30 protein-coding genes are annotated in these 23,886 nt (G+C 63.5%); 15 read left to right on the top strand and 15 right to left on the bottom strand.

What is annotated here, in order from left to right:
* Nucleotides 1-168: 168 nt before the first annotated feature.
* Nucleotides 169-1,626 carry a TrkH family potassium uptake protein gene (locus GGQ99_RS07180; protein ID WP_183261650.1) on the bottom strand — a complete coding sequence of 486 codons (1,458 nt, stop codon included), beginning with the start codon at nucleotides 1,624-1,626 and terminating at the stop codon, nucleotides 169-171.
* Between the two features lie 153 nt (nucleotides 1,627-1,779).
* Between GGQ99_RS07180 and ilvA the strand changes: the two genes are divergently transcribed.
* Together ilvA and GGQ99_RS07170 are read left to right on the top strand one after the other, a co-directional pair.
* Nucleotides 1,780-3,036, top strand: a complete 1,257-nt coding sequence (gene ilvA / locus GGQ99_RS07175; protein WP_183261649.1) for a threonine ammonia-lyase IlvA — start codon at nucleotides 1,780-1,782, stop codon at nucleotides 3,034-3,036.
* Complete coding sequence (locus GGQ99_RS07170) at nucleotides 3,033-3,572, top strand: DUF1697 domain-containing protein (protein WP_108608361.1); 540 nt, start codon at nucleotides 3,033-3,035, stop codon at nucleotides 3,570-3,572. Before ilvA ends, GGQ99_RS07170 begins: the two co-directional genes overlap by 4 nt.
* 4 nt (nucleotides 3,573-3,576) lie before the next feature.
* Here GGQ99_RS07170 and gloA read toward each other — a convergent pair whose 3' ends face one another.
* Nucleotides 3,577-4,017, bottom strand: coding sequence for a lactoylglutathione lyase (gene gloA, locus GGQ99_RS07165; protein WP_183261648.1), 441 nt, complete (start codon nucleotides 4,015-4,017; stop codon nucleotides 3,577-3,579).
* A 226-nt stretch (nucleotides 4,018-4,243) separates the two neighbouring features.
* Here gloA and GGQ99_RS07160 point away from each other — a divergent pair, with 226 nt between their 5' ends.
* From GGQ99_RS07160 to GGQ99_RS07150, 3 genes are read left to right on the top strand one after another with little or no spacing between them, the layout of a single operon-like run.
* Nucleotides 4,244-4,840: a cold-shock protein gene (locus tag GGQ99_RS07160; protein ID WP_108608359.1), complete on the top strand. Its 597-nt coding sequence runs from the start codon at nucleotides 4,244-4,246 to the stop codon at nucleotides 4,838-4,840.
* A gap of 24 nt (nucleotides 4,841-4,864) precedes the next feature.
* Nucleotides 4,865-5,383, top strand: a complete 519-nt coding sequence (locus GGQ99_RS07155; RefSeq protein ID WP_183261646.1) for a DUF192 domain-containing protein — start codon at nucleotides 4,865-4,867, stop codon at nucleotides 5,381-5,383.
* A 35-nt stretch (nucleotides 5,384-5,418) separates the two neighbouring features.
* Nucleotides 5,419-6,192, top strand: a complete 774-nt coding sequence (locus GGQ99_RS07150) for an alpha/beta fold hydrolase (RefSeq protein ID WP_108608357.1) — start codon at nucleotides 5,419-5,421, stop codon at nucleotides 6,190-6,192.
* Nucleotides 6,193-6,201: 9 nt separating this feature from the next.
* Here the strand turns inward: GGQ99_RS07150 and GGQ99_RS07145 are convergent, their stop codons facing one another.
* Both GGQ99_RS07145 and GGQ99_RS07140 read right to left on the bottom strand, forming a co-directional pair.
* Nucleotides 6,202-6,792, bottom strand: coding sequence for an HD domain-containing protein (locus GGQ99_RS07145; RefSeq protein ID WP_108608356.1), 591 nt, complete (start codon nucleotides 6,790-6,792; stop codon nucleotides 6,202-6,204).
* 4 nt (nucleotides 6,793-6,796) lie between these two features.
* Nucleotides 6,797-7,579, bottom strand: coding sequence for an enoyl-CoA hydratase-related protein (locus GGQ99_RS07140; protein ID WP_183261644.1), 783 nt, complete (start codon nucleotides 7,577-7,579; stop codon nucleotides 6,797-6,799).
* A gap of 129 nt (nucleotides 7,580-7,708) precedes the next feature.
* Here GGQ99_RS07140 and cysE point away from each other — a divergent pair, with 129 nt between their 5' ends.
* Both cysE and GGQ99_RS07130 read left to right on the top strand, forming a co-directional pair.
* Nucleotides 7,709-8,557 (top strand): serine O-acetyltransferase, encoded by an 849-nt coding sequence (gene cysE, locus GGQ99_RS07135; protein ID WP_108608354.1) that lies wholly within the window; start codon nucleotides 7,709-7,711, stop codon nucleotides 8,555-8,557.
* Nucleotides 8,558-8,685: 128 nt separating this feature from the next.
* Nucleotides 8,686-8,889 (top strand): DUF3126 family protein, encoded by a 204-nt coding sequence (locus GGQ99_RS07130; RefSeq protein ID WP_055970710.1) that lies wholly within the window; start codon nucleotides 8,686-8,688, stop codon nucleotides 8,887-8,889.
* 40 nt (nucleotides 8,890-8,929) lie between these two features.
* Here the strand turns inward: GGQ99_RS07130 and GGQ99_RS07125 are convergent, their stop codons facing one another.
* Complete coding sequence (locus GGQ99_RS07125) at nucleotides 8,930-9,655, bottom strand: hypothetical protein (protein WP_183261642.1); 726 nt, start codon at nucleotides 9,653-9,655, stop codon at nucleotides 8,930-8,932.
* 202 nt (nucleotides 9,656-9,857) lie between these two features.
* On the opposite strand from GGQ99_RS07125, the gene GGQ99_RS07120 reads away from it, so the two are divergent.
* The gene (locus GGQ99_RS07120) at nucleotides 9,858-10,391 is read left to right on the top strand and encodes a gamma carbonic anhydrase family protein (protein WP_183261640.1); all 534 of its coding nucleotides are present in this window, start codon (nucleotides 9,858-9,860) and stop codon (nucleotides 10,389-10,391) included.
* A 280-nt stretch (nucleotides 10,392-10,671) separates the two neighbouring features.
* On the opposite strand, the gene GGQ99_RS07115 is transcribed toward GGQ99_RS07120, so the two are convergent.
* The 3 genes from GGQ99_RS07115 to GGQ99_RS07105 all read right to left on the bottom strand — a co-directional run bounded on the left by GGQ99_RS07115 (nucleotide 10,672) and on the right by GGQ99_RS07105 (nucleotide 13,079).
* Nucleotides 10,672-11,277: a transglutaminase-like cysteine peptidase gene (locus GGQ99_RS07115; protein WP_183261638.1), complete on the bottom strand. Its 606-nt coding sequence runs from the start codon at nucleotides 11,275-11,277 to the stop codon at nucleotides 10,672-10,674.
* A 428-nt stretch (nucleotides 11,278-11,705) separates the two neighbouring features.
* A complete protein-coding gene (locus GGQ99_RS07110; protein WP_108608350.1) occupies nucleotides 11,706-12,323 on the bottom strand; it encodes a PilZ domain-containing protein in 618 nt (205 codons plus the stop codon).
* A gap of 117 nt (nucleotides 12,324-12,440) precedes the next feature.
* On the bottom strand, nucleotides 12,441-13,079 hold the full coding sequence (locus tag GGQ99_RS07105) for a PAS domain-containing protein (RefSeq protein ID WP_108609927.1): 639 nt from the start codon (nucleotides 13,077-13,079) through the stop codon (nucleotides 12,441-12,443).
* 377 nt (nucleotides 13,080-13,456) lie between these two features.
* Here GGQ99_RS07105 and GGQ99_RS07100 point away from each other — a divergent pair, with 377 nt between their 5' ends.
* Both GGQ99_RS07100 and GGQ99_RS07095 read left to right on the top strand, forming a co-directional pair.
* Nucleotides 13,457-14,191 carry a rhomboid family intramembrane serine protease gene (locus GGQ99_RS07100; RefSeq protein ID WP_183261637.1) on the top strand — a complete coding sequence of 245 codons (735 nt, stop codon included), beginning with the start codon at nucleotides 13,457-13,459 and terminating at the stop codon, nucleotides 14,189-14,191.
* A gap of 101 nt (nucleotides 14,192-14,292) precedes the next feature.
* On the top strand, nucleotides 14,293-14,724 hold the full coding sequence (locus tag GGQ99_RS07095) for a CBS domain-containing protein (RefSeq protein WP_055970721.1): 432 nt from the start codon (nucleotides 14,293-14,295) through the stop codon (nucleotides 14,722-14,724).
* A 53-nt stretch (nucleotides 14,725-14,777) separates the two neighbouring features.
* Here GGQ99_RS07095 and GGQ99_RS07090 read toward each other — a convergent pair whose 3' ends face one another.
* Nucleotides 14,778-15,035 carry a YjhX family toxin gene (locus GGQ99_RS07090; RefSeq protein WP_183261635.1) on the bottom strand — a complete coding sequence of 86 codons (258 nt, stop codon included), beginning with the start codon at nucleotides 15,033-15,035 and terminating at the stop codon, nucleotides 14,778-14,780.
* Nucleotides 15,036-15,378: 343 nt separating this feature from the next.
* On the opposite strand from GGQ99_RS07090, the gene gatB reads away from it, so the two are divergent.
* Both gatB and GGQ99_RS07080 read left to right on the top strand, forming a co-directional pair.
* On the top strand, nucleotides 15,379-16,881 hold the full coding sequence (gatB, locus tag GGQ99_RS07085) for an Asp-tRNA(Asn)/Glu-tRNA(Gln) amidotransferase subunit GatB (protein WP_183261633.1): 1,503 nt from the start codon (nucleotides 15,379-15,381) through the stop codon (nucleotides 16,879-16,881).
* Nucleotides 16,882-16,883: 2 nt separating this feature from the next.
* Nucleotides 16,884-17,375 (top strand): GNAT family N-acetyltransferase, encoded by a 492-nt coding sequence (locus tag GGQ99_RS07080; protein ID WP_183261631.1) that lies wholly within the window; start codon nucleotides 16,884-16,886, stop codon nucleotides 17,373-17,375.
* A gap of 12 nt (nucleotides 17,376-17,387) precedes the next feature.
* On the opposite strand, the gene panC is transcribed toward GGQ99_RS07080, so the two are convergent.
* The 3 genes from panC to GGQ99_RS07065 form a co-directional block, all read right to left on the bottom strand.
* Entirely contained in the window at nucleotides 17,388-18,233 is an 846-nt protein-coding gene (gene panC, locus GGQ99_RS07075) for a pantoate--beta-alanine ligase (protein ID WP_183261629.1), read from the bottom strand.
* Nucleotides 18,230-19,066 carry a 3-methyl-2-oxobutanoate hydroxymethyltransferase gene (gene panB / locus GGQ99_RS07070; RefSeq protein WP_183261627.1) on the bottom strand — a complete coding sequence of 279 codons (837 nt, stop codon included), beginning with the start codon at nucleotides 19,064-19,066 and terminating at the stop codon, nucleotides 18,230-18,232. Before panB ends, panC begins: the two co-directional genes overlap by 4 nt.
* Nucleotides 19,067-19,200: 134 nt before the next feature.
* The gene (locus GGQ99_RS07065) at nucleotides 19,201-19,683 is read right to left on the bottom strand and encodes a hypothetical protein (protein WP_108608343.1); all 483 of its coding nucleotides are present in this window, start codon (nucleotides 19,681-19,683) and stop codon (nucleotides 19,201-19,203) included.
* A 157-nt stretch (nucleotides 19,684-19,840) separates the two neighbouring features.
* On the opposite strand from GGQ99_RS07065, the gene GGQ99_RS07060 reads away from it, so the two are divergent.
* The 3 genes from GGQ99_RS07060 (at nucleotide 19,841) to GGQ99_RS07050 (ending at nucleotide 21,414) form a co-directional block, all read left to right on the top strand.
* Nucleotides 19,841-20,239 carry an NADH:ubiquinone oxidoreductase subunit NDUFA12 gene (locus tag GGQ99_RS07060; RefSeq protein ID WP_108608342.1) on the top strand — a complete coding sequence of 133 codons (399 nt, stop codon included), beginning with the start codon at nucleotides 19,841-19,843 and terminating at the stop codon, nucleotides 20,237-20,239.
* A 315-nt stretch (nucleotides 20,240-20,554) separates the two neighbouring features.
* A complete protein-coding gene (locus GGQ99_RS07055) occupies nucleotides 20,555-20,965 on the top strand; it encodes a DUF2155 domain-containing protein (RefSeq protein ID WP_245439921.1) in 411 nt (136 codons plus the stop codon).
* Nucleotides 20,966-21,036: 71 nt separating this feature from the next.
* Complete coding sequence (locus GGQ99_RS07050) at nucleotides 21,037-21,414, top strand: hypothetical protein (protein ID WP_108608341.1); 378 nt, start codon at nucleotides 21,037-21,039, stop codon at nucleotides 21,412-21,414.
* Nucleotides 21,415-21,418: 4 nt separating this feature from the next.
* On the opposite strand, the gene aat is transcribed toward GGQ99_RS07050, so the two are convergent.
* Genes aat through accB form a run of 3 tightly spaced genes read right to left on the bottom strand, consistent with a single transcriptional unit; the run spans nucleotide 21,419 to nucleotide 23,875 of the window.
* Nucleotides 21,419-22,036, bottom strand: coding sequence for a leucyl/phenylalanyl-tRNA--protein transferase (gene aat / locus GGQ99_RS07045; RefSeq protein ID WP_183261625.1), 618 nt, complete (start codon nucleotides 22,034-22,036; stop codon nucleotides 21,419-21,421).
* A gap of 12 nt (nucleotides 22,037-22,048) precedes the next feature.
* On the bottom strand, nucleotides 22,049-23,392 hold the full coding sequence (accC, locus tag GGQ99_RS07040; RefSeq protein ID WP_183261623.1) for an acetyl-CoA carboxylase biotin carboxylase subunit: 1,344 nt from the start codon (nucleotides 23,390-23,392) through the stop codon (nucleotides 22,049-22,051).
* Between the two features lie 18 nt (nucleotides 23,393-23,410).
* Complete coding sequence (gene accB, locus GGQ99_RS07035) at nucleotides 23,411-23,875, bottom strand: acetyl-CoA carboxylase biotin carboxyl carrier protein (RefSeq protein ID WP_108608338.1); 465 nt, start codon at nucleotides 23,873-23,875, stop codon at nucleotides 23,411-23,413.
* Between the last annotated feature and the right edge of the window lie 11 nt (nucleotides 23,876-23,886).

Below are 23,886 nucleotides of genomic sequence, written 5' to 3'. Positions count from 1 at the left end.
CTCTGACGGGCAAGGCGTGCAGCGTACCTTCCTCGGGACCGTCTGATAGTGGCGGAAGTAAGTCGGGTCCAGCCGAAAAGGACCAGCCGGGGGGAAGTCGCTCGCCGACTGTTGCCCGATTGCCGAAATTGTGGCGGAAACAAGTACTTCGGCGGCTGAGCTAGCGAACTAGCGACCCCAGAATGTCGGCGTGAAAATGACCAGAACGGCGAGGATTTCGAGACGCCCGAGCAGCATCGCCGCCGAGCAGATCCACTTGGCTGCGTCCGGCAGCGAGGAGAAGTTGCCCATCGGGCCGATGACCGGGCCGAGGCCGGGGCCGACATTGGTCAGCGAGGTCAGCGAACCGGTGACCGCCGTGATGAAGTCGAGCCCGGTGGCGCTGAGCAACACGATGGTGATGGCCCAGAGCACCATGAAAGAGGCGATGAACAGTACCACCGCGCTCTGCATCTCTGGGGCGACGGTGCGGTCGCCATAACGCACCGGCGTGACCGTGTTGGGATAGATCAGGCGGCGCAAGCCGTTCGACAGCAGTTCGAACAGGATCAGGAAGCGATAGGCCTTGATGCCGCCGGTGGTCGAGCCGGAGCAGCCGCCGAGGAAGGTTGCGACGAAGATGCAGCCGATGGCGAACGGCCCCCACAGGCTGTAGTCGTCGCTGGCAAAACCGGCCGTGGTGATGATCGACATCAGGTTGAATGTCGAATGGGTCAGTGCGGTGAAGAACGGCATGCCCATGCTGACGCGCAGGTAGATCGCGACCGCAACCGCGAAGACGACGCAGTAGCCGGCATAGACCCGGATCTGCGGATCGCGCAGCGCGTCGAGCCGGCCGCGCACCGCAAACAGGATCATGATCGAGAACGGCAGGCCGCCGATGAACATAAAGACGATGCCGGTCCACAGGATCGCGGGGTTGTCGGCGTAACGAAGGAAAGAGGTGTCGTGGGTGGAGAAGCCACCCGTCGCCACCGTCGACATGGCATGGTTGATGGCATGGAAGCCGTCCATGCCGGCAGCCACGTATGAGATCGTGCAGGCCACCACCAGCACCGTGTAGATGCCGATCAGGCTGACGGTGAAGGTCTGGAAGCGTTCGAACGGCCGGTCTTCGATGTCGGAGGATTCGATCTTGAAGTAGGACACGCCGCCGATGTTGAGGAACGGCAGTAAAAACAGGCCGAGCGCGATGACGCCGAGGCCGCCCATGAAGCTCAGCAGCGAGCGCCAGATCAGGATGCCGGGCGGGGCGCTGTCCAAGCCGTTGATGACGGTTGAGCCGGTGGTGGTGACCCCCGAGACCGACTCGAAGAACGCATCGGTGACGCTGAGATCCAGCGACGAGGTCATGAACGGCACCGCCCCGGCGATCGCCAGCGTGATCCAGAGGAAATTGACCAGAAGGAAGCCGAAACGGGTGTTGGCGGGTGGGGTGCGCCCCTGGGTGGCGAGCGCGACCGCCAGCGCCAGGCCGCCCATGAACATGGCGGTGAAGGCAAAGGACCGCCAGTCATCATTGTCGTAATAGAGGTCGACGGCCGCCGGGATCAGCATTGCGACGGATAAGTAGATGGCAAAGACCGCCGCGATGTGGATCGCGGCGCGGACGGCAATTCTGTTCACCGAGACGTATCCCCAAATGTATCGCGGCGAGCCAATGAGCCGGTTTGGAACTGACGGCAGAAGCCGGACAGTGGCTTCGCCGCGCCGAATATGCAATAGCGCGGGGGCGCGGGCCACAGCATTTGCCCGGTCGATTTCAGGAGTGCCGTTGCCATGACCAGTTTTGCCGAAAGGGTTTCGCTGGCGGCGGAGGGGGTGAGGCAGCTCTTCCCAGAAACACCGCTGCAGGAGAACGACTATCTCTCGCGCAAGACTGGCGCGCGCGTGCTGCTCAAGCGCGAAGACCTGACGCCGGTTCGGTCCTACAAGATACGCGGCGCGTTCAACTTCTTCCGCAAGGCGCTTGCCGCCGGCAACCAGGCCGAGCTGTTCGTCTGCGCCTCGGCTGGCAATCACGCCCAGGGTTTTGCCTTCGTCTGCCGGCATTTCGGCAAGAAGGGCGTGGTCTTCATGCCGGTGACGACGCCGCAGCAGAAGATCGACAAGACAAAGCTGTTCGGCGGCGAATTCGTCGAGATCAGGCTGGTCGGCGACTTCTTCGACGAGTGCTACCGCGCCGCCATCGAATTCGCCGAGGGCTCGGGCGGCCACATGGTGCCGCCCTTCGACCACAAGGACATCATCGAGGGCCAGGCAACGGTGGCACTTGAGATCGCCGCCCAGATGCCGGGCGGCAAGCTTCCCGACATCGTGCTGCTGCCGGTCGGCGGCGGTGGATTGTCGGCCGGCGTGACACGCTATTTTGCCGAGACGGGCAGCACACCGCGCTTCGTCTTCTGCGAACCGGCCGGAGCACCGAGCCTGCGCGACAGCTTGGCCACCGGCAAGCGCGTGAAGCTCGCCAAGGTCGACAATTTCGTCGATGGCGCTGCCGTCGCCGAGATCGGCCGCGAGCCGCTGCGCCTGCTCAAGGAGTTTCCGGCCGATGCGGTCAAGCTGGTGCCGGAAAACCGGCTCTGCGCCACGATGATCGAGATGCTGAATGTCGAGGGCGTGGTTCTGGAGCCGGCGGGTGCCCTGGCGATCGATGTGCTCAAGGATTTTTCGAAGAAGGAACTAAAGGGCAAGACCGTGGTGGCGGTGGTGTCGGGTGGCAATTTCGACTTCGAGCGCCTGCCCGACGTCAAGGAGCGCGCTTTGCGCTTCGAGGGGCTGAAGAAATACTTCATCATCCGCTTCCCCCAGCGCCCCGGCGCCCTGCGCGACTTTCTCGAGATCATGGGTCCCGAGGACGACATCACCCGCTTCGAGTATCTCAAGAAGTCGGCGCGCAATTTCGGCTCGGTGCTGATCGGCATCGAGACCAAGGACCGGCGCAATTTCGACCTGCTTCGCGCGCGCTTCGACGTCGAGGGCGTGCAGTACCAGGACATCACCGACAACGAGACGCTCGGCGGCTTCATCATATGAGCATGTTCGTTGCGCTGTTCTCCGGCATCAATGTCGGTGGCAATCGCATCGTCAAGATGGCTGAACTGAGGGCATTCTTCGAGGGGCTCGGTTTCACCGGTGTTGCCACCTACATCCAGAGCGGCAATGTCGTCTTCAGGACCGGGGACGGCGACGGGGCCGTACTGACCGAGCGGCTGGAAAAGGCTTTTGAAGGACGCTGGGGCTTTCGCTCGCGTATCATGGTGCGCGATGCAGCCTGGTATGAGAGGCTGGTGGCGGGGAACCCATATCCGGAGGTGGCGGAAGACCACACCAAGCTGCACGCCTACGTGCTGGAGCGCGCGCCGCTGCCTGAGGAAATTGCGCCGCTGACCGAACGCTGCACCGGGCCGGAGCGCTTCGTGGTCAAGGACGACGTGCTTTATCTGCACGCGCCCGACGGTCTCGGAAAGTCGAAGTTTGCGGAAGTCCTGCCGCGGGTTCTCAAGGTGCCAGGCACGGCGCGCAACTGGCGCACCGTGCTGACATTGCATGAGATGGCGCGCGGCGCCTGAAACTCTACCAGGTGCCGGTGTTCGGCATCGATAGCCAGGGCTCTGCCGGCGCCTTCCGCTCACCCTTCTGCAGCAGTTCGATCGAGATGCCGTCTGGCGACTTGATGAAAGCCATGTTGCCGTCGCGCGGCGGGCGATTGATGGTGACGCCCTTGTTCATCAGGTCCTGGCAGGTGGCGTAGACGTCGTCGACCTCGTAGGCGAGGTGGCCGAAGTTGCGGCCGCCCTGATAGTCTTCCGGGTCCCAGTTGTAGGTGAGCTCCAAAAGCGGGGCCTGCCGGGAGGCGCCGGCGCCTTCGTCTTCGGCGGCGGCGAGGAAGATCAGCGTAAAGCGGCCCTTCTCGTTTGTCGAACGCCGGATCTCCTTCATGCCGAACTTGTTGCAATAGAAGTCCAGCGATGCGTCGATGTCTTTGACGCGGACCATGGTGTGCAGATAGCGCATCTCGGTTCCTCAGAAAGTTCAGGGGATGTCGGGCCGATACATAGGGCGCGTGCCGCGCCCTCGGCAACCGTAGCTGTGACTTTTCTGCGGAACTGGCGCGAAGCTTGTGTCTATCTGGTGGGCAAGTCGAAAAAGGGCAGAACGGCCCTTGCGTAAGTCCAAAGTGGAAGTGTTAATCTTATGTCAAGAATCAGTAGTGGCGTTTGCAAGGAAAGGGGGCGTTCTGATGGGGGAAAAGGCCTCTCTCTTGGTGCAGAGCGGCGTAGGCCGCGAAGCTTTCGAACATGATGACATCGCTGACAGCGCTGGCCTTGTCGAGCTTTCCGGCGCCATAAAATGGTTCGACGTAGCCAAGGGCTACGGCTTCATTCTTCCCGACGGCGGTGGTGCCACCGACGTGCTCCTGCACGTCACCTGCCTGCGCCGCGACGGTTTCCAGACCGCCCTCGAAGGCGCCCGCGTGGTCTGCCTGGTCAAGCAGGGCGATCGCGGCCTGCAGGCCTTCCGCGTGCTGTCCATCGACAACTCGACCGCCGTGCACCCTGCCGAGATGCAGGAGCAGCGCACCCATGTCGCCGTGACTGCCGAAAGCGGGCTGGAGCGGGCGCTGGTCAAGTGGTTCAACCGCACCAAGGGCTTTGGTTTCCTGACGCGCGGCGAAGGCACCGAGGACATCTTCGTCCACATGGAGACGCTGCGCCGCTTTGGCGTTACTGAGCTTCGTCCGGGGCAGGTTGTGCTGGTCCGTTTCGGCAAGGGCGACAAAGGCCTTATGGCTGCCGAAATTCACCCCGATCTAGGAACCTTGCCGGTCTCGCACTAGGCTGAGACCGCCGCAGGGGAATTTATGACCAGACTTAAATCGCTATTGGCTGGCACGACCGGCGCCGCATGGTTTGCGGCAGCCGTCTTTGCCGTTTCGCTCTCCTCGGCCTCGCCAGTTCATGCCCAGCAGGCGATGGCCCTTCCGGCCGATCCCGAACCGCTGGTCGCAGTCACTGCCAAGGGCGAGGTTTCCTTCCGCATCGAGGTTGCCGACGAGCCGGGCGAACGCGCCATGGGGCTGATGCACCGCAAGGACCTTGCCGACGACCAGGGCATGCTGTTCGTCTTCGAGCAGACGCAGCCGGTAGGCTTCTGGATGAAGAACACGCCGCTGCCGCTCGACCTCGTCTTCGTCGGCCCGGACGGCAAGGTGCTCGACATCCAGCAGGGCACACCGTTTTCGGAAGCCGTCATCGCGCCTGACGAACCGGCTCGCTTCGTGCTCGAACTCAACGCCGGCACGGCGGCGAAGACCGGCATTGCCGACGGCGTCATGCTGAAGCATCGGGCGATCACCGCCGCGGCCGGCAATCCCGGCTGAGGCGAGACCTCGGCCAAAGACCATTCGGAGCGACGATGGCAATCGATCATTTTTCCCACGAAGGCTTCGGCCTGGCGTTTCTCGACCTGCCGCCGGCGAGCGGTCGCGGCGACCCGGTGCTGATGATTCATGGCTTTGCGTCAAGCCACTTCGTCAACTGGGTGTCCCCGGGTTGGTTCAAGACGCTGACCGAGGCCGGTTACCGCGCCATCGCCTTCGACAATCGCGGCCATGGCGGCTCGTCGAAGAGCTATGACGAGGCCGACTACACGCCGAGCAAGATGGCAGGCGACGCGCTGGCGCTGCTCGACCATCTCGGCATCGAGCGCGCCCATGTCATGGGCTATTCGATGGGCGCGCGCATCTCGGCCTTCCTGGCGCTCGAAGCGCCGGAGCGGGTGGCGACGCTGGTGTTCGGCGGGCTCGGCATCGGCATGGTCGACGGTGTCGGCGACTGGGATCCGATCGCCTCGGCGCTGCTGGCCGAGGATCCGGAGACGATCACCCATCGCCGCGGCAAGTCGTTCCGCGCATTCGCCGACCAGACGCGCAGCGACAAGCTGGCGCTGGCCGCCTGCATTGCAACCTCGCGCGAACTGCTGACGGAAGCCGACATGTCCCGCATCACCCAGCCGACGCTGGTGGCGGTGGGCACCACCGACGACATCGGCGGCTCGGCGGCGGAACTGGCCGCGCTGATGCCCAAGGCGGTCGCGTTCGACATCGAAGGCCGCGACCACATGCTCGCCGTCGGCGACAAGGCGTTCAAGAAGCGCGTGCTGGAGTTCCTGGAAGAAAACCCGCTCTGATTGGCTAGCCTAGCCGGCCAACGCAGCCAGCGACCGTTCCATGTTCGCGCGCGCCTGCGCCTCGAAGCGCGCCACGAAAATGTCGGTGTGGAATATGCGTGGACGTGCCAGGAAATTGCGCAGCACAGCTCCGCGGCCGGCGCGCCAGTCGGCATCGCTGACCCAGCCATATTCGCGCCTGACGGCCGCCTCGTAGGCGTCGAACGCCTCATCCGGGGCGCCTAGGATCGACAGATCCATGTCCAGCAGCAGGGCGGCATCGTTCCTTGCTGGCGCATCATCGAAGACCGGCACCTCATGTGTCGCCGTTGCCTCGATCATTGCGACGATGCGGGCGAGGCGCCGGGCGTCGATCTGACCTTTGAGCTTGTCGGCGGCAAGGGCGCCGCTCAGCGCCTCGTTGTCCTTGCGGCGGCTGTCGTAGATCGCATCGTGGAACCAGATGGCGGCCTCGACCGCCTCGGGGTCGGCGAACGTGGTGCGATGCTCTTCAAGCAGGGCGAGCAACGCCTCGATGTGGCGTATGCCGTGATAATGGCGGTCTGTCGCCTGGTAGAGTTCGGTCAGTTCTGCCCTGGTTGCAACGTCAACGAGAGACATGGCGTCAGCGCCCCTTGAACATCGGTGTGCGCCGCGCGGCGAAGGCGGCCCGGCCCTCGGCATAGTCGTCGCTCAGGAAGGTGGCATCGCCAGCGGCCTGGGCAAGGGCGGCCTCCTCTGCATCGTGGCTCAGTGCCGCGCGGATGGCGGCCCTCGAGGCGCGGACCGAAAGCGGCGCGTTTTCGGCAATGGTGCGGGCGATCTCGCCGATGCGCGCGTCGAAACGTTCGGCTTCGACGATTTCGAGCAGGAAACCCGCCGAAAGCGCTGCCCGTGCGTCGATGCGCCCGGCGGTGTAGGTGAGATAGCGCGCCATCTGCGGCCCGGCGGCCCAGACGATGTCTCCCATGGCGTCCTGCGGATAGGCGAGGCCGAGGCGCGCGGCAGGCACGGCGAACTGTGCATCAGCCGTGGCGATGCGCAGGTCGCAGGCGGCGGCAAGGCCGAACCCGCCGCCGAAGCAGATGCCGCGGATCGCCGCGATGACCGGAACGGTGCAGTTGCGCAGGGCGGCGAAGGCCGCAGAGTTGGTCGCCTCATAGGCGCGCGCGCTTGTCGCGTCGCCGCGCAGGGTGTCGAACTCGCCGATGTCGGCGCCGGCGGAAAAATCGTCGCCCATGCCGCGCAGGACGATGACCCTGACGTCGGGATCGGCCGAAAGGATGTTCGCGCGCGCGGCCAGATCGACCCACATCGCCTGTGTGACGGCGTTCTTGCGCGCCGGGCGGTTGATGACGACGGTCGCCACGCCATCGCTCGTTGAGAGCAGCAAGGGTTCAGTTTCCATGGCGCCTTGAATATCCGTGAACCAAATCCATCTGAACGAGCACTAAGGAAAATTGAGTTCAATCGTGCTAGCATGTGGCTTATATGTCCGACGCGGCATTGCACAAGCCGGCAGTGAACGGAGACGTCGATGAACACCATATCCGCAGCGCGCCACGGCGCGCTGAAGCCGGTCGATCCGATTTGGCAGTCGGTGCGCGACGAGGCGGCTGACGCTGTCGCGGGCGACCCGCTGCTGGCGGCTTTCCTGTATGCCACGATCCTCAACCAGGACACGCTTGAGGAGGCGGTGATCCATCGCCTGGCCGAGCGGCTGGCGCATCAGGATCTCGGCGCCGACCTCATCCGCCAGACATTCTATGCCATGCTTGAGGACAGCCCTGACTGGAGCGACACCGTTCGCACCGACATCCAGGCCTATTACGATCGCGACCCGGCCTGCGACCGCTACCTGATGCCGGTGCTGTACTTCAAGGGATTCCACGCCATCCAGACGCATCGCTTGGCGCACTGGCTGTGGAACCGTGGCCGCAAGGATTTTGCGCTCTATTTGCAGAGCCGCTCGTCCTCGGTCTTCCAGACCGACATCAATCCGGCCGCGCGCATGGGCAAGGGCATCTTCATCGACCATGCCACCGGCCTCGTCGTCGGCGAAACCGCTGTCATCGAGGACGACGTCTCGATCCTGCATGGCGTGACGCTCGGCGGCACCGGCAAGGCCGGCGGCGACCGCCATCCCAAGATCCGCTACGGCGTGCTGATCGGCGCCGGCGCCAAGATTCTCGGCAACATCGAGGTCGGCCATTGCTCGAAGATCGCGGCTGGCTCGGTGGTGCTGTCGCCCGTTCCGCACAACAAGACGGTCGCCGGTGTGCCCGCGCGCGTTGTCGGCGAAACCGGCTGCGACCGTCCGTCGAGCCAGATGGACCAGCTCCTGCCGTCGCAGACCATGGATCACGTCGTCAGCTTCGATATCTGAGGCTGGACGCCGGCGCCCTTGACGGGCGCCGCGCGCGATTTGCGCGGGGGTAAGCCAAGCCTTGCCTTTACAGGGCCATGCTTTGCGTGTCAGAAGCGCGTCTCTTAACGACAAGCCGGAGAAGCCAGTTGAAGCCGGAAGAAATCCGAAAACTCGACGCCTATTTCAAGCGCCAGTTCCAGAACCCCACGCTTCAGGTCAAGGCGCGTCCGCGCAAGGACGACTCGGCCGAAGTCTATATCGGTGACGAGTTCCTTGGCATCGTCTTCAAGGACGAAGACGATGGCGATTACAATTTCTCGATGGCGATCCTCGACATCGACCTGGCCTGATTATTGATCAAGCCTGACGCCGCGCGCTCCGCGCGTGGCGTCATTCCACGTGCAGCATGGCATTGGCCTTGGCGACGACCGCCGCATCCAGCGCACGCCAGTCTCCCAAAAGCTCCCGCGGAAACCTGTAGGTCATGCTCAGGCCGTTGCCGACGAAGACGTCGCGCTCGCAGGGTGCCAGGGATTCGTCGGCTTCGGTACCATTGAGGCAGCGGGCGACAAAGGCCGGTTCGCCGCTGCGCGCGGCAACCGCCAGCACCTCGTTGAGATAACCTGAAGTTTCGCTGAAACCGAACAGCGTCATGCCCTCGGGGCCGGGCACGCCGGGCTTGACGGTGAGTGCGTTGTAGATCGGTGCGAGACGACCGCTCATGTCGCGCGTCATCACGCGCGGCTCGAGGCTCATGAAGATGATGTGCTTGTTGCCGTCGAGATTGTTGAAGGCTAGGCGCGCGGCCTCGCTGTAGCCGTCCAGTTCGGGCCAACGCAGATAAAGGTCCAGGCGGCCGGCAACGCCGTCGCGCCGGGCCTTTTCGAAGCGGATCGTGTTGGCGGGGGCTGCGACGACGTCGTTGCCGATGACGACCTCGCGCGTCGTCGTGTCGTCGGTGTAGCCGGCCATGGCGATGGTGTGGCCGAACCAGCGGCCGCCGAAGCTGATCGCCAGCGACAGCGCGGCCAGCACGGCGAAGCCACAGAAGACCTTCATCATCAACGCCGAATCGACGATTTCGAAACCGGAGCTTTCAGCTGCCTCTTGTTTCATTCGTCGTCTCCAGGGTGCCGGCCGTCCGGATCTGTCCGGTTGGATGCCGCCGCGACCGGGTCGCAAGTCTTGCCATCCATGGGCCTATATCCATCCGACATTGCGCGAGCATGGTTAACGACGCGTTAAGCGGCTTCGCGCGCTTGCCTTGCAGCCGCTCCCTAAATAGTTTGCGCGCCACCAACGAATGAGGATTGTGACGATGCCGCTTTACGCACTCGACGGGGTCGAGCCGCAGTTCGAGGATCGCGCCAGCAATTGGATCGCGCCGGATGCTGCGGTGGTCGGCGATGTCAGGATCGGGCGCGATGTCGGCATCTGGTTCGGCGCGGCCATTCGCGGCGACCGCGAGACGATAACCATCGGCGCGCGCTCCAATGTCCAGGAGCATACTGTGATGCACACCGATCCGGGCTTTCCGCTGACCATCGGCGAGGGATGCACCGTCGGTCACCGCGCCATCCTGCATGGGTGCATCATTGGCGACAATTCTTTGATCGGCATGGGCGCGATCGTGCTCAATGGCGCGAAGATCGGCAGCAACTGCCTGGTCGGCGCCGGCGCGCTGGTCACCGAGGGCAAGGAATTTCCGGATAATTCGCTGATCGTCGGCTCGCCGGCCAAGGTGATCCGCACGCTCGACGATGCCGCGGCCCAGCGGCTGCGAAAGTCTGCGGACGACTATGTCGCCAACCAGCGTCGCTTCGACGCCGGCCTCAAGAAGATCGCGGACTAGGCTAGGTAGCCAGCGGCGAAGGACACTACGAGCAGCACAGCTACCGAAAGCGCAAACTTCCATGGTTTGCGACTGCGGGGGATATAGCCAATCCGATCCTCGGCTCGGAATTCATCGGGTGATCTGAGCCGCTTTTTCAGCTCTACGGCGGTGCCCCGAGACATCTTGACTATCCGGTTACAGCAAAAAGGCGGAGCCGGCCCGGGGACTTGGGCCGGCTCCTAGACCCGGTCGTTGGGGACGGGGAGGGTGGGGACGCGACCGGGTTTCTCGCCGAAGCCTAGCGAACCGACGCGACAGCGTCGGCGCGGCCATCGTTGATGGCAATCCAGACGCCCGAATTTCGCTCGGACTGGCGCTTCAGATAGGTGTATGGCGTCTCGTTCCAGGCCATGACCTGGGTGTCGAGATTGTCGAGGACGAACTCGCCGAGGCTGGTACGCACGGTCAGCACGGCGTGGCCCTCGCCATTCGGCTGGCGCACGACGGTGACCAGCAGGTTGCCGGCCGGCACGCCCAAGGCCATCAGGCGGCGGCGCTTCTCCAGGACATAGTCTTCGCAGTCGCCAGCGCCGGTGGTCGGGTATGACCAGACCTCTTCCTGGCCCCACATTTCCATGTCGGTGCGCGGAGCGACCGCAGTGTTGACCTCGTCGTTGATCGCGACGATTTCTTTCCACAGGCTGCGCGTCAGCTCGACGGGGGCCTTGCTGGCGGTCTTTTCATTGCACTCGATCGGCGAGCGCTTGCACAGCTCATAGTGTCCGACAGGCTGCGTGGTACGGCCGTTGGTCTGCATGGCCACCGGTGCGGCAAGCGCGCTACCGATGGCGCTGGCTTGAAGTGTCGCAGCCAGAAGCAGAAGCCATCCCCGACGCTTGATCATTTTTTAGTCTCCCCGTTTGAGGGGACAATGACAGGGTCGGATTTATTTCACGCAAAGCAACGAAGTAGATGTTGAGTAAAAACAGGAGAGAACTCTTATAAACAAAGAAGAGAATAAGAATAAAATTTGCAGAAAATTTGATTATAATTTTATCGATGTGGCATGGCTGTTGGTTTGCCGCACAATTGTTTGGCCGTTCGGGGGGCTGGAGGGACCCGAGGATGAAACAGCGGCTGGCGGGGTTGCGCAGCCGCGTTCTGGTGCGCGGATGTGCTCACGTTTTGGCTTTTGTGGAAGTGCTTGCTCACCGAGCTGCCATGCCGGCGCCGGAGGGTGCAGTACGGCTTTAGTCGGGGCCGAACGTAAATAGCCTGACCTCCGACCAGGTCAGGCAAAATCCTATTGTCTGGAAAGGCGGCAGTCGGCCGTCAGGTGCGCGGCCGGTTGAACTCGGTGTCGAGCGATTCGGGGCGCTGGACGACGGCGAATTCGATGGCGACGCCGTCCTCGAAATGGCGGACGATCTGGCCGCGCATCGTTCCCAGCGTTACCTGGACGCCGATCGCCGGCTTGACCTCGATCTCGATGGCCGCGCCTGAAAGCGACAGGTCGATGATGCGGCAGGGATACTGGCGGCCGTCGATGAGCTGCAGCACGCTGACCGGGTTGCGCGGCGCCACGCGTTCGTGGCGGCGGTCCTCGGGCAGGTCGAGCTCATGCTTGTTGGCGAGCCAGGTGAGCTGGGCTGCCAGCTTGTCCTTCTTGCGGTCCGAGGCAATGACCGTCATGGCAAAGCCATCCGGCAAGGTGCGGGTGACGACGCCTTCGACGCGGCCGATGTGATCGATATAGGCGATGACCTTTTCGCCAGGCATACCCGAACGGTCGGAGCGGAAGGCGACGTTGCCGGGCGACATGTCGACCACCTGGCCGGCATGCTCGGTGCGATCCTCGAGCATGAAACGGCCATAGATCTTCACGCGGACGCGCTGGAAATTCCGCCGCTCCGCCCGTGACGGCGCGTAGTCCATCGCCGCTGGCCTCATGCTAACCTCATATCCGCAGGCTCCCATCGAACAGCATCGGAGAGCTATCTCGGAAAAATACCGCCGGAGAGGTTAACAAAACGCGTAGTTTTCTACCCTTGCGTCAGGTTGCGGGCGCTATTCCTCGCGTCCGCCTTCGAGAACGAACAGATGGCGGATGCGGCGGGCGCCGTCGAGCGGGTTCGGCTCGCCCTCCAGCGCCGAGGCGCTCGGCGCGAGCGACGGCACGGTGACGGCCGGGCGGTTCTTGAGGAACATCGGCTCGAGGTCGGGATCGACGACGCGCACGCTTTCGATCGAGGCGTCGGTGAGCGGGTCGGAACCGAGCCAGAACGGCCGCTCGACGCTCGACAGGACGCCCAGGCTGCGTGGGTTCTCTATGCCGCCGTCGAGCGGCAAGAGCAGCATCTCGAAGGTCGTGGCGCGCCGGCTGGACGTGAAGCCCTCGAAAGTGATGACGACCACCGACTTTTGCTGGAACACGCCATAGGCGAGCCGGGCCATCAGCCGCTGGTCCTTCTGGCGCCACAGCGAGGGGAAGGAAAAGCCCTTGAGCTCGCGGCCGAAGGTGGCGCAGAGCCGGGTGCCGGCGAGGCGGAAGACGGCTTCGCCGCGGGCGTCGCGTTCGAGGATGAAAGTGTCGGCAAGCAGGCCCTTGATGTCGGCCGGTTCGACCTCCGTGCGTTTGGGTGCGGGTCTGCCGTCGCGAAGGCGGTTCCAGTATTGGAACAGTGCCAGCGATCCTTTCTGTTTCATATTGCTCCGCTCCGAGCGCTTCTGTGCCTGATGTGCCATCCGAGGACAGAATCGCTTCAATCTTGAGGACTACATGAGGCGCGGAGCAGGACGCGTGCCAGTCACAGTAACAGTTGTTAACGCTTGGGGGTCGGTAAGGTTAACAAAGGGTTTACGTTGCCGGGTCGGGCCATCCGTGAGATGTTCAAGTCACTCCATGAAGTGGCCGCTCAGGCGCGGCCAGCAGCACTTCAGTCAAAGTTTATTGGGGACGGGCAGGGGGGCTCGACCAGCCGTCCAGGGGAAACCTTGGGCGGCTTTCTTTTTTGCGCTTTCAGTCCGGCTGTTCTAGATGGGGACCGGGCGCCATCGGCCCGACGACACCGGACCAGAGGCGCATGAGCGAACAGCCCAATCCCATCGACAATGCCCGCGACACGGACGAGCCGCTGCCGCCGCAGCGCGAACCGGTGTTCAACCTGCCGGCCATCGTCGTTGCCGTCATCGGCGCCTGCGTCGCCATTCACCTGGTGCGTGTCTATCTGCTCAGCCTCGACCAGGACCTGTGGCTGCTGGTCCGCGCAGCTTTCATCCCGATCCGCTATTCGGGGCAGTTTGATATCGATATCTATGCTTTTACGACGCCGCTGACCTACGCATTCCTGCATGGCGGCTTTGCCCATCTGATCATCAACATGGTGTGGCTGGCGGCTTTCGGCTCGCCCTTGGCGAACCGGCTCGGCGTCTTGCGGTTCTGTCTCTTCTTTGCAGCGACCACGCTCGCTGCCGTGGCGTTGCACTACGTGCTTCACCCTCTCGATCAGGCGCCGCTGGTCGGTGCGTCCGGTGCCATTTCGGGCATGATGGGTGCGGCAGCCCGCTTCAGCTTCCAGATCGACCGTTCACATGGCAAGCCCGCCTTCGCCGGGGCGCCGCTGCCGATCCGCGATGTGTTCCGTTCGCGCGCGACGGTGACGTTCCTGGCGGTCTGGATGGTGGTCAACCTGGTCACCGGGCTGGTCGGTCTTGCCCCCGGCGACAACAGCCAGATTGCCTGGGAGGCCCATATCGGCGGGTTCCTGGCGGGGTTCCTCGGCATCCGGTTTTTCGACCGCAGACCAAAATACGCCTGAGCGCGTTGTACTTGAAATGCTGACTAATGCAGAGCACCATGCACTTGGCTCCGTGGGCCGCATGGAGTGTTTGCGCAGACCGACAGCAGCAGGAGGACCCGATGACAGTGAAGGCTATTCTGGAACGGAAGGGCCACGACGTTTTTACCATTGGGCCCAACGTGCAGTTGTCGGAGGCAGTCAGCATCCTGGCCGAGCATCGCATCGGCGCCCTTGTCGTGACCAACGGCGACCGCAAGATCGTCGGCATCCTGTCGGAGCGCGACGTGGTCCGTATCATCGGCAAGGAAGGTGGCGCCGCCCTTGAAAAGACGGTGCGCGAGGTGATGACCCCCAAGGTCAAGATCTGCAACGAAAACCACACCGTCAACCAGGTCATGGAGATCATGACCGTCGGCCGCTTCCGCCATCTGCCCGTCGAGCGCGACGGCTATCTCTACGGCATCGTCTCGATCGGCGACGTCGTCAAGCGCCGCATCGAGGATGTCGAGCGTGAGGCGGAGGAGATCAAGGCCTATATCGCCACCGCCTGACGCGGCTGGGCGATGCGCCGGACCCGCAAAGTGCGGACCCGGCGTCGCTGGCACTACCTGTTGTCGAGTTCGGAGCGGACGAGTTTGAGCCCTCGCTTGGTGATGCGGTAAGGCCCGCCTTGCGACGACGCGACCGCCCGTTTCCGCTTCAGCTTCCTGAAAAGTTCGAGATCAAAGCCCGGATAGCGCCAGCCGTCGCGGGTGAGGCAGATCACGGCCTCGATCTTCCTGTTGTCGTCTTTCTCGATTTCGATCCGCCCGCCCTGGGCGAGCAGGTGCAGGATGCGCTGCTCTATGCGCGATATGTCCATGTGTGGATGAGTCCCGGAAAACCTGGCCGGACAGCCCGTGGGCCGCACAGCCAAAACAAAAAGCCGCCGCCGCGAATACTCACGGCACGGGGTTTCTGGTTTTCACGCCCCGCCTTCAGCTGAAGGTCGGGGCCTTAACGGGACTCAGACGAGTTAAACATCCACACTCCATCGGGATAGGAGCTATATAGCCAGACCGTCCTCAGGATGCCAGCCAGGGCGCGGCTTTGTCGCCTAATGGGCAGGCGACAGTTGCAACGCGGCAACGATTGATCTAGCGAAACGGGACGATTTGTCGTTCGCCGACAGGCGACAAAACAGACACGGACGTATTCGGATTACCATGACCCTCATCGACACCCGCACGCCCGACGCCAAGCGCTTCATCCCCGGTGCCACCGGTGACTGGGAAGTCATCATCGGCCTGGAGGTCCATGCCCAGGTGACGTCGGAAGCGAAACTCTTTTCCGGCGCCTCGACGGCGTTCGGCGCCGAGCCCAACGCCAATGTCAGCCTCGTCGACGCGGCGATGCCCGGCATGCTGCCCGTCATCAACGAGGAATGCGTGCGCCAGGCGATCCGCACCGGCCTCGGCCTGAAGGCGCAAATCAACCTGAAGTCGGTCTTCGACCGGAAGAACTATTTCTATCCGGACCTCCCGCAGGGCTACCAGATCTCGCAGTTCAAGCAGCCGATCGTCGGTGAGGGCACGATGACCATCTCGGTCGGCCCCGACCGCAAGGGCGAGTTCGAGGACATCGAGATCGGCATCGAGCGCCTGCATCTCGAGCAGGACGCGGGCAAGTCGATCCACGACCAGCACCCGACGATGTCTTATGTCGATCTAAACCGCTCGGGCGTGGCGCTGATGGAGATCGTCTCCAAGCCCGACATGCGCTCGGCCGACGAGGCCAAGGCCTATGTCACCAAGCTGCGCACCATCGTGCGTTATCTCGGCACCTGCGACGGCAACATGGACGAAGGCTCGATGCGCGCCGACGTCAACGTCTCGGTGCGTCGTCCCGGCGGCGAGTTCGGTACCCGCTGTGAGATCAAGAACGTCAACTCGATCCGTTTCGTCGGCCAGGCCATCGAATACGAGGCGCGGCGCCAGATCGCCATTCTCGAAGACGGCGGCAAGATCGACCAGGAAACCCGCCTGTTCGATCCTAACAAGGGCGAGACGCGCTCGATGCGCTCCAAGGAAGAGGCGCACGACTACCGCTACTTCCCCGATCCGGACCTTCTGCCGCTCGAATTCGACCAAGCCTATGTCGATGCGCTCGCCAAGGAAATCGTCGAACTGCCCGACGACAAGAAGGATCGGCTGGTCAAGTCGCTCGGCCTGTCGGTCTACGACGCCTCGATCCTGGTCTCGGAAAAGTCGATCGCCGACTATTTCGAGAAGGTCGCGACCGGCCGCGACGGCAAGCTTGCCGCCAACTGGGTCATCAACGATCTGCTCGGCGCGCTGAACAAGGCCGGCAAGGACATTGAAAATGCCCCTGTGACGCCCGACCAGCTCGGTGCGGTCATCGACCTGATCAAGGAAGGCACTATCTCCGGCAAGATCGCCAAGGACCTCTTCGAGATCGTCTGGAACGAGGGTGGCGACCCGCGCGAACTGGTCGAAAGCCGCGGCATGAAGCAGGTCACCGACACCGGCGCCATCGAAAAGGCCGTCGACGACGTCATTGCCGCCAACCCCGACAAGGCCGACCAGGCCCGCGCCAAGCCGACCATGGCCGGCTGGTTCGTCGGCCAGGTGATGAAGGCGACGGGTGGCAAGGCCAACCCGCAGGCCGTCAACGACCTGGTCAAGGCCAAGCTCGGCATCGAGGAATAGAGATGTTCGTACGCACGGCGAGCGAGCGCGACCTCGAGACGGTCAAGGCGCTGCTCGCCGAGACGTGGCACGCGACCTACGATGCCATCTACGGCGTCGATCGGGTCAACGAGATCACCGGCGAGTGGCATTCGCTGGCTTCGCTCAAGGCGCGGCTGACAAGGCCGCATTCCGAGTTCCTGGTTGCGGACGACGGCAAGCAGATCGGTGGCATGGCATATGCTGCGGCGACCAGCGATCCAAAGGTGGTGGTGCTCCATCAGCTATATGTGCGCCCGGCAAATCAGGGCGCCGGCATTGGCCGCAGCTTGCTCGAAGAGATCGAGCAGAGCTTTCCCGAGGCGCGGACTTTGCGTCTCGAAGTGGAGGAGGCGAATGCCGGCGCCATTGCCTTCTACGGGGCAAATGGTTTCGTGCATGCGGGCGCGACCGCCAATTGCGGTGCCGACCAGTCCGGCATTCCGGCGCTGATCTTCGAGAAGACGCTGGGCTGAGGCAGGCCAGGTTTAGCTGGCCGATATCTCGATATTGTCGATGAGGCGTGTCTTGCCGAGGCGGGCAGCGACCAAAACGCGGCCGTCGCGGTCCTTCCGCCATGGCGCCAGCATCACGCTTTCCCGCGCCTCGACATAGTCGACGACGTCGAAGCCGGCATCGAGGATCTGCTGGCGCGCGGCAGCCATGGTCGCCTGCTCGTTGGCGCCTGACCGAAGCAGCGACGCTGCCTTGCGCAGCACCTTGTTGAGCTTGCGCGCGATGTCGAGTTCCGCCGCGTCGAGATAGGCATTGCGTGACGACATGGCGAGGCCTTCGGCGTCGCGGATCGTCGGCGAGCCCAGGACCTCCACCGGCAGGTCGAGGTCGCGGCACAGCTTCTTGACCACGCAGAGTTGCTGATAGTCCTTCTCGCCAAACACGGCGAGGTCGGGTGCCGCCTGGATGAACAGCTTGGCGACGACTGTGGCCACGCCGTCGAAAAAGGCCGGGCGGAAGGCCGTTTCAAGACCGGCCGACGGGCCAGCGACCGAGATCGAAGTGGCAAAGCCTTGCGGGTAGACTTCGTCGACGCCGGGCGTGAAGGCGAGGTGGACGCCTGCCTGCTTCAGCTTGTCGAGGTCGAGCACCAGCTGGCGCGGGTACTTGTCGAGGTCTTCGGTCGGTGCGAACTGGCGCGGATTGACGAAGATCGAGACGACGCAGCGGTCGGCGCGCTCAAGGGCCGCGCGCATCAGCGAGACGTGGCCGTCATGCAGCGCGCCCATGGTCGGCACCAGCGCGACTTTCAGGCCCTCGGCACGCCACGCCTGCACTTGCGCGCGCAGGGCGGCAATGGTTTCGACGACAACGGTCATGCCTTGTCCTTGCTCAGTGAAAACAGGTGCTCGGGTCCGGGGAAGGCGCGGCTTCGGACGTCCCGCGCGTAGTCCTCGGCGGCCTTGGAGACCGTGTCCCGCAGCAGCGCATATTCCTTGACGAATTTCGGTACCCTGTCGACGGTGAGGCCGATGGCGTCGTCGATGACCAGGATCTGGCCGTCGCATTGAGCGCTGGCACCGATGCCTATGGTGGGGATGGCGATGCGTCGCGTGATTTCGGCGGCCACGGGCTCTACAGTGCCCTCTATGACGACCGAGAATGCGCCGGCGGCCTCGACTGCCTTGGCGTCGGTGTAGAGCAACTCGGCATTGGCTTCGGAGCGGCCCTTGATCTTGTAGCCGCCTTCCTTCTCGACCGACTGCGGCAACAGGCCGATATGGCCCATGACGGGGATGCCGGCGACGACGATGGCGGCGATCTGCGCTGCGATGGCTACGCCGCCTTCGAGCTTGACTGCATGGCAGCCGGTCTCGCGCACGATGCGCTGGGCACAGGCGACGGCGTTTTCGACCGTGTCCTCGTAGCTGCCGACGGGCATGTCGACGACGACACAGGCGCGGCTTGAACCGCGCATGACCGCCTGGCCGTGGGCGATCATCATGTCCATCGTCGCGCCGAGTGTCGTCGGGTGGCCGTGCAACACCATGGCGACACTGTCGCCGACGAGTTGCAGGTCGACATGCGGGTCGAGCAGGCGGGCGATCGGATAGGTGTAGGCGGTGAGGCAGACGATGGGTTCGCCGCCCTTGCGGGCCGACAGCTCGGCAGGCGTGATGCGGCTGGCAGCCACAGGCGCGTCAGAAGCCATGTCTTTTCCTCCCTCGACCGGTGCCGGCCTAAGCCAGTCCGTGAGCCCGCATTGGGCCAGAGTCCATTACGGACCGGCTAATATTTTTGCAAGTGCGAGATCAAGCCGTGAGCAAGTGCGAGATGAGGCCGTCGTCACGCCAGGTTGCGAGCGGCTTCCTCCTGCGCCAACCTGCGGATGTAGACGGCGAATTCGGGGTCTTCGCCGGGCAGCAACTGGGGTAGGGCGTTACGGAAATCCTCGCGCCGGCACCATTCGCGCATGAAATCCTCCCAGGATGCCCAACGCCGCTGCCGGCGCTCCGGCATGTCTGGCTCGTAGGCCACGAGATAGGCACGCTCGAACAACGCGATGAGGATGGCGAACATCGCCAGGAGCCGGTCGCGCTGCTCGTCGTTCAGGCCGACGGTAGCCTTTTCGGACTGCAGCCGAAGGTCGGAGTGCTGGAGCGACAGCTTGAGGAAGTTGGTGTAGCCGTCGGAGAGCATCTGGTAGATCTCTTCCTCCTCATTGACCCTTTCCTTGCGCTGTTCGAAGACGAAGATGAAGATAGCCAGTGGCAGGCCGAAGATCGTCACCAGCATGCTCAGCATTTCAAGGATTTGCATGAAGGGCATTTGTCGCATCCCATCCGACGCCTGGGACGAACAGTAGGTTGTGATTGATCGCCTGCCAATCGTCGCAGGAGGCAAGTTGGGTGTTCTAAACTCTTGCCTTCGCGCCAGCCTGACGCCATAAGCAGGAGACTTTCGACGCGCCTGCCGCGAGGATCCGATGAAGAAATTCCTTGTCCAGTTTTTCACTTGGTGGAACGGCCAGACCCTTGGCACCCGCTTCCACACCTGGCGCAAAGGCACCAAGGTGGGCCAGGACGAATTCGGCAACGTCTACTATGAAGGCGGCAAGGATTCCGAGGGCCGCACGCGCCGCTGGGTGATCTACAACGGCGTGTCGGAAGCGTCGATGATTCCGCCCGGCTGGCACGGCTGGATGCATCACCGCGTCGACGTGGCGCCGCCGAGCGACAACTACATTCCGCGCGAGTGGCAGAAGGGGCATCAGCCCAATCTTACCGGCACCTCCGGCGCATACCGTCCCAAGGGTTCGGTGCTCGGCAACACGCATCGCCCGCAGGTTACCGGCGACTACGACGCCTGGACGCCCGGCTCGTAAGACGACAGCTCTTCGGCGCGGACATTTGTCGCCACAATTGGCGGCTAACTGCTTGCCCATTGGTGTCAGGCGTTTAGCCTTGGCGCATGGGAATCACCGAGTGCAGAACACTCCGGGCGCAACGGCGGTAACGACTGTATGACACTTCCTGGCCGGGTTCCGTCGAGCGGACGATCGAAGGCGAAAGCCCTGCTTGCTGCTGTCGCGCTGTGCGCCGGCCTTGGCCAGGCGACGGCCCAGGACAGCATCCAGCGCCTGCCGCTCGAAGAGCAGGTCCAGCAGGGCGACGATCTCCCGGCCATCGATCTCGAGCCTTTGCCCGGCGAAGCCCAGCCTGCCCCGAGCGATCCTCAGCCGGCGCCGCAGGCCGCAGCCCAACCGCAGCGCATCAAGAATCCGATCGCCGAGTTCGCCGGCATCGACAAGATCACCGGCCGCATCATCACTTTCGACGTCTATGTCAACGAGACCGTGCAGTTCGGCGCGCTGCAGGTGACGCCGCGCGTCTGCTATTCCAGGCCGGAGAACGAGGAGCCGAAGACGGACTCGTTCGTCGAAGTCGACGAGATCACGCTCGACCGCAAGATCAGGCGCATCTTCACCGGCTGGATGTTCGCCGAAAGCCCTGGCCTGAACGCCGTCGAGCACGCCGTCTATGACGTCTGGCTGAAGGCCTGCAAGCGCAAGTCGGACGTGCCGGCGCCGGAAGCCGCCAAGACCAACTGATCTCTATCGGAACCGCATCCACCGCCCGGCGTTTGTCGTCACGAGCAACGCCAGCGGAGGATCATGCTGTGATGACCGTTAACCGTGACGAACTCCTCGAACTCGAGCGGGAATTCTGGACCGGCGATGAGCAGTTCTTTGCCGAAAACGCCGACCGGGAGTGCCTCGTCGCATTTCCCGAGATGGCTTGCGTGATGAGCAATGCCGATCTGGCCGCCACCGCCAAGAAACCCAATCGCTGGCGAAACCTCGAGATCAAGCTGCAAGGCATCGTCGAGCCGGGCAGCGACATCGTCGTGCTGACCTATGAGGCCAAGGCCGTCCGCGAGAACGGGGAGCCGTATTCGGCGCTTGTCAGCACCGGCTACGTCCATCGCCTGCAAGGCTGGAAAATGATGTTCCACGCCCATGCGCCGCTCCAGCCGGAAGGCAGCAAGGCCAGGAACTAGCGCTTCAGGGAGCGAAATTGGCTTCGCCGACCAGCGCCTTGGCCAGCAGCTTCTCGTATTTGTCGCGCGGCACGTCGACCGCGCCGAAGCGCTTGAGATGGTCGGTGGTGAACTGCGTGTCGAGCAGCAGGAAGCCGCGTTGCTGGAGCCGTTCGACCAGGCGGACGAGGCAGACCTTCGATGCATCTTTCTCGCGCGAGAACATGCTTTCGCCGAAGAAGGCGCGACCCAGCGACACGCCATAGAGACCGCCGGCCAACTGCCCGTCGCGCCATGCCTCAACCGAGTGCGCATGGCCGATGCGGTGGAGATGGGTGTAGGCTTCGCGGATCGGTGCGTTGATCCAGGTCGACAGGCGCCCGGCGCGCCGTTCGGCGCAGGCATCGATCGTCGCTTCGAAGTCGCTGTCGAAACGGACTTCGAAATGCCCCTGCCGGATGGTCTTGGCAAGGCTGTGCGGTACGTGGAAGCTGTCGAAGGGGATGATGCCGCGCGTCTCGGGCCGGACCCAGAAGACCTCCGGATCCGACGCGCTTTCGGCCATGGGAAAGACGCCCGACGCATAGGCCTTCAACAGAAGGTCCGTGGGAATGCTGTAGCCGGGCGCATAAGGGCGGGTCATGCGCCCCCCAGCCTACTCGCCTTTGGCGAGATGTTTTTCCAGCCAGTGGATGTCGTAGTCGCCATTTGCAATGTCAGGGTTGCCAACGAGCTCACGGAACAGCGGCAACGTCGTCTTGATACCATCTACCACGAATTCGTCGAGCGCGCGCCGCAGACGCATCATGCATTCGACGCGATTGCGGCCGTGCACGATGAGCTTGCCGATCAGGCTGTCATAGTAGGGCGGGATGCGATAGCCGGAATAGACGCCCGAATCGACGCGGATGCCGAGGCCGCCCGGGGTGTGGAAATGCGTGATCGTGCCGGGCGAGGGCACGAACGTGCGCGGATCCTCGGCGTTGATCCGGCATTCGATAGCATGGCCGTGGAAGCGGATGTCGTCCTGCGTGACAGACAGGCCGCCGCCGGAAGCGACGCGGATCTGCTCGTGCACGAGGTCGATACCGGTGATCGCTTCGGTGATCGTATGCTCGACCTGGAGGCGGGTGTTCATTTCGATGAAATAGAACTCGCCGTTCTCGTAGAGGAACTCGATCGTACCTGCGCCGGAATAGCCGAGGTTAGCTACCGCATTGGCGCAGATGTCCCCGATGCGCGAGCGCTCCTCGGCGTTGAGGGCGGGCGAATTGGCTTCTTCCCAGACCTTCTGGTGGCGGCGTTGCAGCGAGCAGTCGCGCTCGCCGAGATGGACGCCCTTGCCGGCGCCGTCGCCGAAGATCTGGACTTCGATATGGCGCGGCTTCTGCAGGTACTTCTCGATGTAGACGGCGTCGTCGCCGAAGGCTGCGCCCGCTTCGGTGCGTGCAGTCTGCAGCGCGACCTCGAGGTCCGCCTCGGTGAGGGCAACCTTCATCCCGCGACCGCCGCCGCCGGCGGAGGCCTTGATGATGACCGGATAGCCGATCTCGGCGGCCACCCGCTTGGCTTCCTTCTCGTCGCTGACAGCGCCTTCCGAGCCGGGAACGACCGGAATGCCCAGGCGCTTGGCGGTGCGCTTGGCCTCGATCTTGTCGCCCATGATGCGGATATGGTCGCCCGAGGGCCCGATGAAGGTGATGTTGTGGGCGGCCAGGATGTCGGCGAACTTGGCGTTTTCCGACAGGAAGCCGTAGCCAGGATGGACGGCGTCCGCCCCGGTGATCTCGCATGCCGCGACGATCTGATGGATGTTGAGATAGCTGTCGCGCGAAGGCGGCGGGCCGATGCAGACGCTTTCGTCGGCAAGCCGCACATGCATGGCGTCGGCATCTGCGGTGGAGTGAACAGCAACCGTCTGGATGCCGAGCTCCTTGGCCGCGCGGAGCACTCTCAGCGCGATTTCGCCGCGGTTGGCGATCAGGATTTTCTGGAACATTGCGCGCAGCCTTCCGGCTTACTCGACGACGACGAGCGGCATGCCGTATTCGACAGGCTGCGCGTCTTCAATCAGGATCGCTGTGACGGTGCCGGAGCGCGGCGCGGGAATCTGGTTCATCGTCTTCATGGCTTCGATGATCAGCAGCGTCTGGCCTTCCTTGACCACCGAGCCAACCTCGATGAACGGCTTGGCATCCGGCGAAGGTGCCAGATAGGCAGTGCCGACCATCGGCGAGGGCACGGCGTTCTTGGAGATGTCGACGACCGCGGGTGCGGCGACCGCGACCGGCGTCGAATTCACAGCTGCCGGCGCTGCCATGACCGGGGCCGCCACCGCATGCACGGCCTGCGTCTGGCGCGAGACGCGCACCTTGAGGTCGCCGAGTTCGACTTCGATCTCGGTCAGGTTGGTGTCGTTCAGGATCCCTGCGAGGTCGCGGACGAGCTGCTGGTCAACTCCATCGGTCTTCTTCGTCGCCATGTTCAAACCTT

It is taken from the genome of Aminobacter niigataensis (assembly GCF_014200015.1).
Taxonomy (GTDB): Bacteria; Pseudomonadota; Alphaproteobacteria; order Rhizobiales; family Rhizobiaceae; genus Aminobacter; species Aminobacter niigataensis.
This window is presented reverse-complemented; position numbering and strand designations above follow the sequence as displayed.